The sequence below is a fragment of the Acidimicrobiales bacterium genome, from assembly GCA_036273495.1.
Taxonomy (GTDB): Bacteria; Actinomycetota; Acidimicrobiia; order Acidimicrobiales; family JAJPHE01; genus DASSEU01.
In genome coordinates, this window is the sequence record DASUHN010000110.1 from 19,466 (window position 1) to 31,582 (window position 12,117).

Below are 12,117 nucleotides of genomic sequence, written 5' to 3' on the forward strand. Positions count from 1 at the left end.
CCTACCCGACCAGCTCGGCCAGGTCGGACACGACCACGTCGGCGCCGTGGGCGGCCAGGTCGGCGGCCTGGCCCACCCGGTCCACGCCCACGACCAGGCCGAAGGCGCCGGCCCGGCCCGCCTCCACCCCGGCCAGGGCGTCCTCGAACACCGCCGCCCGGGCGGGGGTCACGCCGAGCAGCCGGGCAGCGGCGAGATAGGTGTCGGGGGCGGGCTTGCCCGCCAGCCGCTCCCGGGCCGCCACCGACGCGTCGACCCGTTCGTCGATCAGGTGAGTCAGGCCGGCGGCGGCGAGGACCTCGGCGGTGTTGGCGCTGGATGACACGACAGCGGTGCGCAACCCGGCCCGGCGGGCCTCCTCCACGAAGCGCACCGAGCCCGGGTAGGGCTTCACCCCCTGGGTGCGGATGCGGGCCAGGACCAGCTCGTTCTTGCGGTTCGAGAGCCCGGCCACGGTCTCCGTGCCGGGCGAGTCAGCGGGCGTTCCCTCGGGAAGGTCGATGCCACGCGAGCGGAGGAACTCCCGCGTCCCATCCTCCCGGGGACGCCCGTCGACGTAGCGGTCGTAGTCGGCTACGGCGTCGAACGGCACGAACATGGTCCTCGTGCGCGCCGCGCGGCCCCGCAGGAACTCGTCGAACATCTCCTTCCACGCCGCGGCGTGGACCTCGGCGGTGCGCGTGAGCACGCCGTCCATGTCGAGGAGACAGGCGGCTATGTCTGCGGGAAGCCGGACGGACAGGCCGTCACCCCGGGACGATCGAGAACACGGCGGAGCCCGACGTCACGGCCCGGCCGGCGTTCCCCTCGTCGATCATCAGCATCCGCACCCCGACCTGGCCGTCGGCTCCCGCCGCCGCCTCGGTGTCGACACGGAAGGGACCCACCTTCCCCCGGGCCAGGAACATCACGTGCCACGAGCGGATCTGCAGCCGGTCGGTTCCCGCCCGCTCGGCGGCCGCGTCCATGGCCGCCGTCTCGAGCACCACGTGCTGGGGGCCGATGTGCAGCGCGGCGTCGGGCGAGGCCAGCTCGACCGCCAGCTCGGGGAGCGACCAGTGGCCGTCGGGCCGCCGGGCCGCCCCGAACACCTTCCACAGCGGGGGCAGGTCCGGCGAGTCCACGATGTTGAGGGGCTTTTCCGGCATCTTCTGCAGCCCCTCGGGCACGTCCCCGATGCTGGCGCCCTGACCCTCGGTGAAGGCGATGACGCGGTCGGGGTTGTCGGCGTCGACGATCTTCGAGCGGCTGAAGCCCATCTGCCGGCCGAGCTTGAGGGTGGCGGAGCAGACCTCGATGCGCTGGACGTCTTGGGCGGGGTCCAGGATCTGGGCGGAGTGGATCACCGGGTTGGGGACCACCTCCAGGTCGGAGCGGCCCCCTCCCTCGGGGGAGGCGATGGCGAGGGGGGCCACCATGAGACCGCCAGTCGAGTTCCGGAAATCGTGGCGGAGCCGGACGAAGTCGTCCCCGTCGGCGTCGAGGTCCATCGAGCCGTAGCGCCGCCCGATGTACCGGTAGCTGAGCAGGCCCGTCCACCGGCGCTCGAGCTCGGCGGCGTAGGCCTCCTTGTCCTCTTTGAGCTCCCGGATGTCCCTCAGGGTCACGGCGCCTCCCTCGTGTCGAGGCCGGAGGAAGTCTGGCAGACCCGATCGCTTTCCGCCCTCCGCGGCGTGGTGTCGGGAAGCACCCGCCCGGCGCGGCCGTTGCTCATTCCATGAGCGTCGGAGAGGCAGGAACGAGTGAATGGGCCCCTTCCGCGGCCCTGGCCGGGGACTGGGAGGGGAACGACGGCCTTGACGTCTCGTTCCACAACGCCCGCGACCGGGTCGGTGAGACCGGCTACCTCGAGAAGGTGCAGCTGAAGCCGTTCGGCCCGGTCGAGAACGGGCGCCAGAGCCTCTACGGGCTCGACTACCGGATGGCGGCGTGGCGCCACGGGGAAGAGGACCAGAATCCCTTCCACACCGAGGTCGGCTACTGGTTGTGGGACGCCCGCCGACGGCCAGATCATGCGCTGCTTCGTGGTCCCGCGGGCCACCCTGCTCATAGCCGGCGCCACATGCGAGCCCGACGCCCGTAGCTTCACCCTGCGGGCCGACCCCGCCCATTCGAGCTACGGGATCCTCGAGAACCCATACCTGGTCGAGGACGCCAGCACCCGCAGCTACCAGTGCACGATCACGGTCAACGACGACGGCTCCTGGACCTACGAGCAGGACGCCGTGGTCAAGCTGGTGGCCCTCGGCGGCGACGAGCTGCACCACACCGACCGCAACACGCTGCGGCGGGTGGCGGCCGCCTGACCGGTCGGTTCCCCGCCGCCCCTCGCGTCAGATCGGGAAGCCTTCCTTCCGGAACGGCCCGTCCCGCCACTCGATGGCCGCCCGCAGACCGCCCTCCCGCATGGTCTGCCCGAAGTCGTTGCGCCGGGGCCGGAGCCGCTGGGTCACCGTGTGCCACTGCCATGCCCGTTGGAGAGCCGTGCGCATGCCCATGACCTCGTAGGCCTCGTTGAGCTCGGCCTTGTTGGCCGCCAGCAGGTCGGGGGCGATCTGCGCCATGGGCCGGACCTCCCTCAGCACCGCCTCGTCCAGCTCGTCGGCGGGGAAGCTCTTGGCCACCCAGCCCATGGCGGCGGCCTCCTTCCCGGACACCGTGTTCCCGGTGAGCTGCAGGTACTTGGCCCGGGCCATGGTCATCTTCCAGGGGAAGTAGGGCACGTCCGGGGTGGTCATCCCCCGCATCGGCGGGTAGCCGATGATGGCGTCATCGGCCACAAAGGCGATGTCGCACATCGACATCAGCTCGGTGCCGCCCGCCAGGCAGTGGCCGTGCACCTTGGCCACGACCGGCTTGAGCAGATCCCAGATGGTGAGCCAGTCGCGCAGGCAGCTGCGGGCAAACTGGTCGGTCCACCCGTCGTAGTGCTCGGAGCTGACCCAGCCCTCGGGGGGCGGGCCGGCGTCGGGGCCCATGGCCATGTCGTAGCCGCTGCAGAACGACGGGCCCGCTCCTTCGATCAGCACCAGGCTGACCTCGTCGTCCGCCTCGGCCCGCCGCAGCGCGTCCACCAGCTCCCGCCGCAGCCGGTAGTCGAGGGCGTTGCGCCGGTCGGGGCGGTTGAGGACGATCGTGGCGACGTGGTCGGACGCCGAGTAGAGGATCTCGGTGTACTCGTGCAGGTCGGTCATGGCTGGCCTCCCGGGCGGCTCGGGCGTGGTTGCTGATCCGCTGGTCTAGTCGGACCGCTCCGGGGGACGGGCGGGCCGGGGGACGGGCGGCCCGGGGGATGTACTGTCGCCTCTCGTGGAGGTCGACGCCCTGGGCCAGGAGCTCGACGAGCTGGCGGGCGTGCTCGGCCGCCTGGCGCCGGCGGACTGGGATCGCCCGACCCGGTGCGAGGGGTGGGACGTGGCGGACGTGGTGCTGCATCTGGCCCAGACCAACGAGATGGCCACGGCCAGCTACTCGGGGCGGTACACCGAGGTCGTGGCCGAGCTGTCCGCCGGCCTGGCGCCCGCCCGGGACGTCGACGACGGCGCCGCGGCCATGGTGGCCCGGGACCGGGCCATCGGTGCTGCTGCGGTCCACGACCGGTGGCGGCGGAGTGCCGAGGCTCTGACCGCCGCCGCCCGGAGCGCCGACCCGCACGCCCGGGTCCCCTGGGTGGCGGGCCAGCTCTCGGCCCGCACCCTGACGGTCACCCGGCTGGCCGAGACCTGGATCCACGCCGGGGACGTGGCGGGGGCGGTCGGGGCCGAGCAGGTGCCGACCGGGCGGCTCCGTCACATCGCCCGGCTGGCCTGGCGCACGCTGCCGTACGCGTTCGGGCGGGCGGGGCGGGGCCTCACCGGTCCGGTGGCCTTCCGCCTCACCGGCCCGGACGGCGACCCGTGGGACTTCCTACCCGAGGGGGACGCGGTGACGGTGATCAGCGGGCCCGGTTCCGAGCTGTGCCTGGTGGCGGCCCGGCGGGTGCCCCCGGCCGAGACCGCTCTGGCCGGCACCGGGCCGGGCGCCGGGGACGTGCTCCAGCTGGTCCGCACCTACGCCTGACGCCCGCCGGGGTGGCCCCGTGATGACGGCCCCGGGCCCGACCCCGCCCCCGCCCGGATCAGGACGTGCGCACCCTAGGGAGCGGCCCAGGCCAGTAGGTAGCCGCGACCGGGAAGGGTGTGGATCACCAGGCCCAGCGGCGCGATGCGCCGGCGCAGCCGGAGGATGTGCACCCGCAGCGCGCCGGCACTGGGCCGGGCCCGACCCCAAGCGCCGGCCAGGAGGCCCTTGGTCGGCACGCCCTGCCCGAAATCGGACAGGAGCACACCCATCAGGCGGGCTTCGAGCGGAGGCAGGTCGACCCAGCGGTCCCCGCAGTGCAGCACGCCGAGAGCGTCGAGCCGGGGCTGTCCGCCGCCGCTCTCCGATGAGACTTCGGATGAGAGGTCAGAGGGCGTCGCGACCTCGCTCGCCTGTGCGGATTCGGGCCACCTCCTCCACGGGCACGACCCAGACCTTGCCGTCCCCGATCTTGCCCGTGGCGGCGGTTCGGATCACCGCATCCACGACCTCGCCGGCGATGGCGTCGTCGACCAGCACCTCGACCCGCAGCTTCGGCACGAAGTCCACCGTGTACTCGGCGCCCCGGTAGACCTCGGAGTGGCCCCGTTGGCGCCCGAACCCCTGGGCCTCGGTCAGGGTCATGCCCTGCACACCCGCGGTGGTGAGGGCCTCTTTGACCTCGTTGAGCTTGAAGGGCTTGATGACAGCCACGATCAGCTTCATTGCTCGCCTCCCGCTCCCGGCACGGCCGGGTCCGGCCCCCGGGCAGGTGGTGGTGGTGGTGCTGAACCCGACCCGATGCCCGCCATGGCGAAGGCGCCCGCACCCGGCCCGCCCCCACCGACCCGCTCGGCCAGCGGCTCGTCGGGGAAGGCCTCCTCGTCGTGGATGGCGAGGTCGCCGACCTCGAGGATGTCGTCCTTGTAGCGGGCCCCCCGCAGGATCAGACCGATGATCTTCATGAGGATGAACGTTACGACCGCCGACCACAGGATCACCCACACCGCCGCCCGGAACTGCTCCCACAGCTGGTGGAACGAGCCGGTGTACATGAGCCCGCTCACCGAGAACGGCGTGCAGCCCTTGGTCGTGGCCAGGTAGCCGGCGCTCGACGTGTTCACCACCTGGCCGGCGACGTTGAGGTTGCCGCACCCGTACTGGGTCATGTTCGGATCGGCGAAGAGCCCGAGCATCAGCCCGCCGGCCAGGCCGGCGATGCCGTGGGTGTAGATCACGCCCAGGGCGTCGTCGACCTTGGAGAAGGGCCGCACCTTGGACAGGTAGTTCCACGCCACCCAGACCAGGCACGTGGCGATGAGCCCGACGAGCATGGCCCCCCATCCGTCCACCCAGCCGGCACAGGGCGTGATGGCGACCAGGCCGCAGATCATCCCGTTCACCCCGCCCAGGAAGGTGGGCTTCTTGCCCCGGGTGCCGACGGAGTCGAGGACCATCCACGCCACCACCCCGACCGCGGTGGCCAGATTGGTGTTGACCACCGCCGAGGCGGCGTCGACTCCCGCGTAGTACGGGTCTCCGCCGTTGAACCCGTTCCAGCCCAGCCACAGGATGCCGGCGCCCACCGCCGCCATCACCAGGTTGTTCGGTATCGCATGTTGTCGGTCCCGCAGCAGCCGGGGCCCCAGCACCCACGCCGCCACGAACCCGGAGACGCCGGCCGACATGTGGATCACGTAGCCACCGGAGAAGTCGAGCGACCCCTCCTGGGCGAAGTAGCCGCCCCCCCAGAGCAGGAAGGCGTCGATGCCGTAGACGAAGGTGGACCAGCCGAGGACCAACAGGCACCAGGCGCTGAACTTGATCCGGCCCAGCACGCTGCCGAGGAACAGGAGGGGCGTGATGGCGGCGAACACGAACTGGAAGTAGGCCAGTGCCGTGGTCGGGAAGTGGAATGGGATGACGGTGTTGGCCGCCGACACCGCCTGACCCTGTTCACTCGAGGCGTTGAGTATCTGGCCCGGCTTGCCGACGAAGTTGTCGAAGAAGTGCTTCCAGGTCCCCACTTTGGGATTGTTGAACTGGGTCTGAACCCCGTTGACGACACCGTGGCCCAGCGACGTGCCGCCGAAGCCCATCTTGTAGGTCCACAGCACCCAGGCGATGAGGGTCAGTGAGAAACCGGCGAACACCATCGCCAGGACGTTCACCGCCCACTTCTTCTGGACGAGCGACGCGTAGAGCACCGCCAGGCCCGGAATGCTCATCAGCCCGACCAGGGTGGCGGCGACGAGCTGCCAGGTGTTGTCCCCGGTGTTGAGCCAGCTGGGATACGGGACCTGGACTGCAGCGCCTAGCAGGTCGTGCACGGCTCGGGGCTCCTCTCGACACGCTTCTGTGACGGGGTGGGTCGGTAAACCGGTGCGGTAGGGCCCGGACGCGTCTGGGCGCCGGGCCGGGCTCAGGATGCAATCCGAGAGTTTCCGGACCGTCACACCTTTGTTACCGGGGAATTAACTCGGCACCGGACGGCCGCGACCCCCTTCCTTTCGACCCCGGGCTGGCCTTATCTTCCGAGTCGTGGAGGCAGCGGTGGACGCGACGGTGCTCCGGGGCGCGTCGGTGGCCGTGGACGTCCGCCGGGTGGGCCGGGTGCTGGCCGCCGCCGCCCTGGCGGCCCTGGCCGTCGTGGTGGCGACCCTGTTCTGGGCCGGCGCCCGGCACAACAGCCGGATCACCGCTCTCCGGGAGGACGGCGTGGCGGTGACGGCCACGGTGTCGCAGTGCCGGGGCCTCATGGGGGGAAGCGGCAGCAACGCGGCCGGCTACGAGTGCACCGGCACCTTCTCGCTCGGCGGGCACCGCTTCGACGCCACCCTCCCCGACGGCGCCCTCCACGCCCGGGGGAGCACGGTGCACCTGGTGACAGTTCCGGGGGACCCGACGCTCGTGGCCACTCCCGCCGGGGTGCGCTCGGAGCGGGCCTCCGACCGGGTGTACGTGGTCCCGGCCGTGCTGCTCGTGGTGCTGGTCGCGCTCAGCGCCACTCGCGCTGCATCCGGTAGGAACGCACCAGGTACCACGAGCCGGCGATCAGGTAGGGGATGCCGAAGCCCCAGTAGTGCATGTTGAACAGCGCCAGCCCGAACAGGGCCATGACAACCCCGAGGAGCAGGCGGCGGCGCAAGAGGGCGCACGCGAGCATCGCCAGCGCCAGCACCATGAGGGCAATGAGCAGCTCGTGGTAGACGGCCACCGCCACGTGCCGGGGGCTGGAGGCCGGCGGGTCGTTCGAGACGAGGGCGCTGGTGACCAGCACCGCGATGGCGCCGCTGACCGGCGCGGCCAGCAGACCGACGCCCCGCTCCCTGTCGTCCGCTCGGTCGTAGGGTCGGGCCGCAGCCATCGGGAGAGGGTACCGTTCCGGCCGTGCTCTACGTCCACGAGACCCATTCCGTCATCGGCCGGTGCGAGGAGGAGTTCGAGCACGCCTTCCGGGGCCCCGGGGGCTTTGCCGAACGGGTGGCCGAGGACGCCGACACCAGGCTGCTGTGGTACCTGGAGCACACCCACGGCACCGGCCCGGCCTACAGCGTGGTCACCATCACCGCGGCGCGCGACGCGGCGGCGTGGGAGCGGCTGGCCGCACGGGTCACGTCCGGGGACCTGCGCGACTGGGCCGGCCAGGTGGACCGCCTCCGCCACGACGCCGTGGCCAAGCTGCTCCGGCCTCTGCCGTGGTCCGAGCTCCAGGACGTCGACCTGGCGACGGTGCCGGTCGAGCCGGTGGAGCACGACCTCGTGTTGTTCATGGAGGACACCGCCTACCCCCACGAGGGGAAGGTGCACGACTACATCGAGCTGGCGGGTGGCCAGTACGCCCCGAGCCTGCGCCGCCCCAACCCCCTGCTCGAGATGGTGGCCGCCTTCCAACCGGCGTACGGCACGGGCAAGCGGAGGGAGATCGTGCTGTGGCAGCGGGTGGCCGACAACAAGGCCCTGCTCCGCCTGCTCACCACGGCCATCCCGCCCCAGATGAAGGCGCCGGGCACCTGGATGAACGACGCCCTCGAGGTCCGGGACCAGTGGACCAGCCGGCTGCTGCGGACCGCGGCGTGGTCGCCGTTGGAGTGACCGGGGTCCCCGCCCTCGTTCCCGATCCCGAGCGGGTGACGGCCGAGTGGCTCACCGAGGTACTGCACTCGGCCGGCGCCATCGGTGAGCGGCAGGTGGTGGACTTCGACGCCCGGCCCATTGGTACGGGCCAGGTCGGCTGCAACCTCCGATACCGGCTGCGTTACGACCGGCCCGGGCCGGGACCCGACTCGGTGGTGGCCAAGTTCTCGTCGCGCGACGAGACCAGCCGGGCCACCGGGGTGCAGACCCTGACCTACGAGACCGAGGTGGCGTTCTACCGGGACCTGGCCGACACGGTGGAGGTGTCGCGTCCGGGATGCTTCTTCGCCGCCGTCGAGCCGGGCACGCCGGACGTGGTGCTGGTCCTCGAGGACCTGGCCCCCGCCGTGCCGGGGGACCAGCTGGCCGGGTGCAACGTCGCCGAGGCCGAGGTGGTCGTGGTCGAGGCGGCCCGCCTGCACGGGCCCCGGTGGGGGGACCCCACTCTTCTCGACATCGGGTGGCTGGCCGACAAGCAGGCCCGGGACCCCTCGCTGATCACCTTCTTCGCCATGATGTGGTCGGGCTTCGTCGACCGCTACCGCGACGCCCTGGCTCCGGAGTCGGTCCAGGTCGGGGAGCGGATGGTGGCCCACGGCGCGCCCTGGGCCGAGGACCCTCCTCCCGCTCTCACCGTCTGTCACGCCGACTACCGGCTCGACAACATGCTGTTCGGGCCGCCGGGCTCACCCCGCCCGCTGACCATCGTCGACTGGCAGACGGCACGCCTCGGCGTCGGGCCGTCGGACGTCTCCTACTTCCTCGGGTCGGCCATGCCCCCGGAGCAGCGTCGCCCGCACGAGAAGGATCTGGTGGCCCGCTACCACGCCGCCCTCGGCGCCTACGACATCGGCTCGTACGGGCTGGACCGGTGCTGGGAGGACTACCGCCGCTACTCCTTCGGCGGCTTCTTCATGGCCGTGTTCGCCTCCATGCTGGTCGAGCGCACCGAGCGGGGCGACGCCATGTTCATGACCATGGCCAACGGCGCCGCCGCCCAGGTCGTCGACCTAGGCGCCCTCGAGTTCGTTTCCTGAGGCGCCGGGCCTCCGCACACCTAGACCCCGCTGGCCTCGGCGGCAGCGATGGCCGAGCGCAGCTGCTCGAGCAGAGCCCGGCCCGACTCCAGGTCCAGCTCCACCGCCACCCGGGCGCCGGTGCCGCGTGCGTAGTCGGCAAAGTCGATCAGCAGGGCGTGGTCACCTCCGCAGTGACTGGGGTGGTCATAGGCCACGACGGCCTCGGTGACCGGGAACCAGCCGGCGGCGCCCTTGCCCGCGCCCCGGACCGCGGTCGTCGACGAGATGGTCGTACACACGGCGGCCTCCTAACCCTTCAGGTGCTTGCCGAAGAACGAGAAGATCTTGCTCCACCCGTCCATGGCCGCCTCGGGTCGGTAGGCGGGGGTCTGGTAGTAGAAGAACCCGTGCCCGGCGCCGTCGTAGCGGTGGAACTCGTGGTCCTTGCCGTGCTCCTTCAACGTCTTCTCGTGCAGGTCCACCTGGTCGGGCGGCGGGTGCACGTCGTCGTTGCCGAACAGGCCGAGCAGCGGGGCGGAGAGGTCGGCCGTGAGATCGATGGGCGCCACCGGCCGGGCCGGGCCCAGCTGATCCGCCGGCATCACCACGCCACCCCCCCACAGATCCACCACCGCCGAGAAGCCCTCGACCCGGGACGCGGCGAGCACCGAGTGGCGCCCGCCCGAACAGGAGCCGATGATCCCGACCCGGCCGTCGGTGCGGCCGTCGGCCTTCAGCCACTCCAGGGCGGCGGCGCAGTCCCCGACCACGCTGTCGTCGGCCACCCCACCCTGGGACCGCACCTTGGCGGCCACGTCCCCGGGCTCACCGTGGCCGATGCGGCAGTACAGATCGGGACAGATCACGTGGTAGCCGTGGCGGGCCAGGCGGTCGGAGAACTCCCGGTAGAACTCGTCCCACCCCGGCATGTGGTGGACCGCCACCACGCCCGGAAGGGGCCCGTCGGAGGACGGACGGGCCACGTAGGCGTGGATCTCGTCACCACCGCCCCCGGGGTAGGTGATGACCTCGGAAGTGATGACCTGGCGCTCGTCGGTGCTGAATGAGTTCCACATTCCCCCGCTCCTCTCGTCGGGCGGATTCTATGGTGACGGTCTCCGGCCGGAACCGGCCGTCAGCAAGGGGGTCGGGCCAGGTGGCTGACCGCAGGCGGTACCGGAACTTCGTGTACGACAGCGCCCGGTGGGACGGGTTCGACCTCCGGGCCGGCGACATCGTGATCAGCACCCCTCCCAAGTGCGGCACCACCTGGATGCAGATGCTGTGCGCGCTGCTCATCTTCCGGACTCCGGAGCTGCCCGCCCCTCTGGCCCAGCTCTCGCCGTGGCTGGACATGCAGACCCGCCCCGTGGCCGACGTCCTCCGCGACCTTGATCAACAGGGCCACCGCCGGTTCATCAAGAGCCACGTCCCCCTCGACGGGCTGCCCCTCGACGCGCGGGTGACCTACGTCGGGGTGGCGCGGGATCCCCGGGACGTGGCGCAGTCGTGGGACAACCACATGGCCAATATGAACCTCGAGCGGTTCATGACCACCCGCATCGCGGCAGTGGGCGCCGACGACCTCGAGGAGCTGGGCGTCACCGGCCCGCCGCCGGCTCCCCCCGCCGATCCGGTGGAGCGGTTCTGGCGCTGGGTGGAAGGGACCGGCCTTCCCGACGACGTGGCGGGACTGGAGAGCCTGGTGGGCCACATCGCCACCTTCTGGGACCGCGTCGAGGAGCCCAACGTCGCGCTGTTCCACTACAGCGACCTGCGGGCCGATCTTCCCGGCCAGATGGCCCGCCTGGCGGCCTGCCTGGGGGTCGACCCGCCGGCCGCCGACCTGGTGCAGGCCGCCACCTTCTCGTCGATGAAGGAGCGGGCCGACGAGCTGGTGCCGAACTCCGACACCCCGTTCTGGCGCAGCAACACCGCGTTCTTCGACCGGGCCCGCGCCGGAGAGTGGAAGGAGCTCCTCGACGCGGCGGGCCAGCAGCGCTTCGACGACGCCCTGGCCCGCGTGGCCCCGCCCGCCCTGGCCTCGTTCCTCCTGCGGGGCTGGCTCGGCTAGCGGGGAGAGCCGAGCTGGCGGAGGGAGAGGGATTCGAACCCTCGGGGCTCATCACCCAAGGCTTTTCAAGTCGCTCCCTGCCAGTCGCTCCCATAGGCCGGACATGGCCTGACCAGGGTTTCCTTGCAATAGCAAGCGCTCTGGTAGGCCCTCCTAGGCCCTCTTCGGCCAGAAATTATGGGCAAAGTTATGGGCAATGGCGAATGCCAAGGCCCCGAACTGCCTTGCGGGCCCGGGGCGCCGACTTGAGACGGGTGCGGCGGACCGAGGTGACGAGGCCATCGCGACGCGCCATAGGCGTTGAGATGACGGTGGCCTTGATCGGACGGGGAGGTCGTCTGGCCGCCTAATGAGACGGCAGCAGCCACGCGGGAGGCTTGCGTCCCGGATTGCACGCTCGATATACCTCAGATGGCGTGAGGCCGGCAGGCGGGCCCGACTCCACCGGTGAGGACAACTCAGTTTCGTCCGTGAGGTCGCCGCGTGGGTCAGCGAAGAATTGGTCCACCTTTGTGCCATTGAGTTGGTACGCGCCGACGGGTGCTAAAGGCGCTCCCGTTGCGTTCAGCTGTGCGTAGTACGAGGCAAGCAAAGCAGGATTGATCTCGATAGGGGGGTAGTACGTGCGCTGGCCACCAGACACCTGGCGGGACTTCCTTGCTCGACCGAAGAGCCGCACGATTCTTCCGTCCGATCCGATCACAGCTTGGAAGTCCGCCTTGGAGTCAGCACAGTCAAAGCGATCAATGGGCTGGCCGCGCAGTTCCGAAAGTGGATGGTTTCCGGTCACAGGAAGGTCCTGAGCGAAGACATCGCCAACCACCCCCG

General features: G+C 71.0%; 16 protein-coding genes. 7 read left to right on the forward strand and 9 right to left on the reverse strand.

What is annotated here, in order from left to right; all coding sequences use genetic code 11:
* Position 1: 1 nt before the first annotated feature.
* Both VFW24_04600 and VFW24_04605 read right to left on the reverse strand, forming a co-directional pair.
* A complete protein-coding gene (locus VFW24_04600; GenBank protein HEX5266029.1) occupies positions 2-742 on the reverse strand; it encodes a beta-phosphoglucomutase family hydrolase in 741 nt (246 codons plus the stop codon).
* A 4-nt stretch (positions 743-746) separates the two neighbouring features.
* Positions 747-1,607 carry a hypothetical protein gene (locus tag VFW24_04605; GenBank protein HEX5266030.1) on the reverse strand — a complete coding sequence of 287 codons (861 nt, stop codon included), beginning with the start codon at positions 1,605-1,607 and terminating at the stop codon, positions 747-749.
* 110 nt (positions 1,608-1,717) lie between these two features.
* Here VFW24_04605 and VFW24_04610 point away from each other — a divergent pair, with 110 nt between their 5' ends.
* Together VFW24_04610 and VFW24_04615 are read left to right on the forward strand one after the other, a co-directional pair.
* Positions 1,718-2,083 (forward strand): heme-binding beta-barrel domain-containing protein, encoded by a 366-nt coding sequence (locus VFW24_04610; protein ID HEX5266031.1) that lies wholly within the window; start codon positions 1,718-1,720, stop codon positions 2,081-2,083.
* Positions 2,025-2,306: a hypothetical protein gene (locus VFW24_04615; protein ID HEX5266032.1), complete on the forward strand. Its 282-nt coding sequence runs from the start codon at positions 2,025-2,027 to the stop codon at positions 2,304-2,306. Before VFW24_04610 ends, VFW24_04615 begins: the two co-directional genes overlap by 59 nt.
* Positions 2,307-2,333: 27 nt before the next feature.
* On the opposite strand, the gene VFW24_04620 is transcribed toward VFW24_04615, so the two are convergent.
* Entirely contained in the window at positions 2,334-3,194 is an 861-nt protein-coding gene (locus tag VFW24_04620; protein ID HEX5266033.1) for an enoyl-CoA hydratase-related protein, read from the reverse strand.
* A 115-nt stretch (positions 3,195-3,309) separates the two neighbouring features.
* On the opposite strand from VFW24_04620, the gene VFW24_04625 reads away from it, so the two are divergent.
* Positions 3,310-4,059: a maleylpyruvate isomerase family mycothiol-dependent enzyme gene (locus VFW24_04625; GenBank protein HEX5266034.1), complete on the forward strand. Its 750-nt coding sequence runs from the start codon at positions 3,310-3,312 to the stop codon at positions 4,057-4,059.
* Between the two features lie 74 nt (positions 4,060-4,133).
* On the opposite strand, the gene VFW24_04630 is transcribed toward VFW24_04625, so the two are convergent.
* From VFW24_04630 to VFW24_04640, 3 genes are all read right to left on the reverse strand, one after another.
* The gene (locus VFW24_04630) at positions 4,134-4,385 is read right to left on the reverse strand and encodes a helix-turn-helix domain-containing protein (GenBank protein ID HEX5266035.1); all 252 of its coding nucleotides are present in this window, start codon (positions 4,383-4,385) and stop codon (positions 4,134-4,136) included.
* 61 nt (positions 4,386-4,446) lie between these two features.
* A complete protein-coding gene (locus VFW24_04635; GenBank protein ID HEX5266036.1) occupies positions 4,447-4,785 on the reverse strand; it encodes a P-II family nitrogen regulator in 339 nt (112 codons plus the stop codon).
* The gene (locus tag VFW24_04640) at positions 4,782-6,389 is read right to left on the reverse strand and encodes an ammonium transporter (GenBank protein ID HEX5266037.1); all 1,608 of its coding nucleotides are present in this window, start codon (positions 6,387-6,389) and stop codon (positions 4,782-4,784) included. Before VFW24_04640 ends, VFW24_04635 begins: the two co-directional genes overlap by 4 nt.
* A gap of 211 nt (positions 6,390-6,600) precedes the next feature.
* On the opposite strand from VFW24_04640, the gene VFW24_04645 reads away from it, so the two are divergent.
* On the forward strand, positions 6,601-7,152 hold the full coding sequence (locus tag VFW24_04645) for a hypothetical protein (protein ID HEX5266038.1): 552 nt from the start codon (positions 6,601-6,603) through the stop codon (positions 7,150-7,152).
* Here VFW24_04645 and VFW24_04650 read toward each other — a convergent pair.
* Positions 7,058-7,426 (reverse strand): hypothetical protein, encoded by a 369-nt coding sequence (locus VFW24_04650; GenBank protein ID HEX5266039.1) that lies wholly within the window; start codon positions 7,424-7,426, stop codon positions 7,058-7,060. The genes VFW24_04645 and VFW24_04650 overlap by 95 nt on opposite strands.
* A 23-nt stretch (positions 7,427-7,449) precedes the next feature.
* On the opposite strand from VFW24_04650, the gene VFW24_04655 reads away from it, so the two are divergent.
* Positions 7,450-8,154: a hypothetical protein gene (locus VFW24_04655; protein HEX5266040.1), complete on the forward strand. Its 705-nt coding sequence runs from the start codon at positions 7,450-7,452 to the stop codon at positions 8,152-8,154.
* The gene (locus VFW24_04660) at positions 8,136-9,233 is read left to right on the forward strand and encodes a phosphotransferase (protein ID HEX5266041.1); all 1,098 of its coding nucleotides are present in this window, start codon (positions 8,136-8,138) and stop codon (positions 9,231-9,233) included. The genes VFW24_04655 and VFW24_04660 overlap by 19 nt, the downstream gene beginning before the upstream one ends.
* Positions 9,234-9,253: 20 nt before the next feature.
* Here VFW24_04660 and VFW24_04665 read toward each other — a convergent pair whose 3' ends face one another.
* The gene (locus VFW24_04665) at positions 9,254-9,514 is read right to left on the reverse strand and encodes a DUF6295 family protein (protein HEX5266042.1); all 261 of its coding nucleotides are present in this window, start codon (positions 9,512-9,514) and stop codon (positions 9,254-9,256) included.
* 9 nt (positions 9,515-9,523) lie between these two features.
* The gene (locus tag VFW24_04670; GenBank protein ID HEX5266043.1) at positions 9,524-10,291 is read right to left on the reverse strand and encodes a dienelactone hydrolase family protein; all 768 of its coding nucleotides are present in this window, start codon (positions 10,289-10,291) and stop codon (positions 9,524-9,526) included.
* Between the two features lie 80 nt (positions 10,292-10,371).
* On the opposite strand from VFW24_04670, the gene VFW24_04675 reads away from it, so the two are divergent.
* Positions 10,372-11,289 (forward strand): sulfotransferase domain-containing protein, encoded by a 918-nt coding sequence (locus VFW24_04675; protein HEX5266044.1) that lies wholly within the window; start codon positions 10,372-10,374, stop codon positions 11,287-11,289.
* Positions 11,290-12,117 lie beyond the last annotated feature (828 nt).

Coding starts and splice junctions, on each gene's coding strand:
- VFW24_04610 (HEX5266031.1), top strand. CDS start 1,718: ATGAGCGTCGGAGAGGCAGGAACGAGTGAATGGGCCCCTTCCGCGGCC.
- VFW24_04620 (HEX5266033.1), bottom strand. CDS start 3,194: ATGACCGACCTGCACGAGTACACCGAGATCCTCTACTCGGCGTCCGAC.
- VFW24_04635 (HEX5266036.1), bottom strand. CDS start 4,785: ATGAAGCTGATCGTGGCTGTCATCAAGCCCTTCAAGCTCAACGAGGTC.
- VFW24_04650 (HEX5266039.1), bottom strand. CDS start 7,426: ATGGCTGCGGCCCGACCCTACGACCGAGCGGACGACAGGGAGCGGGGC.
- VFW24_04670 (HEX5266043.1), bottom strand. CDS start 10,291: ATGTGGAACTCATTCAGCACCGACGAGCGCCAGGTCATCACTTCCGAG.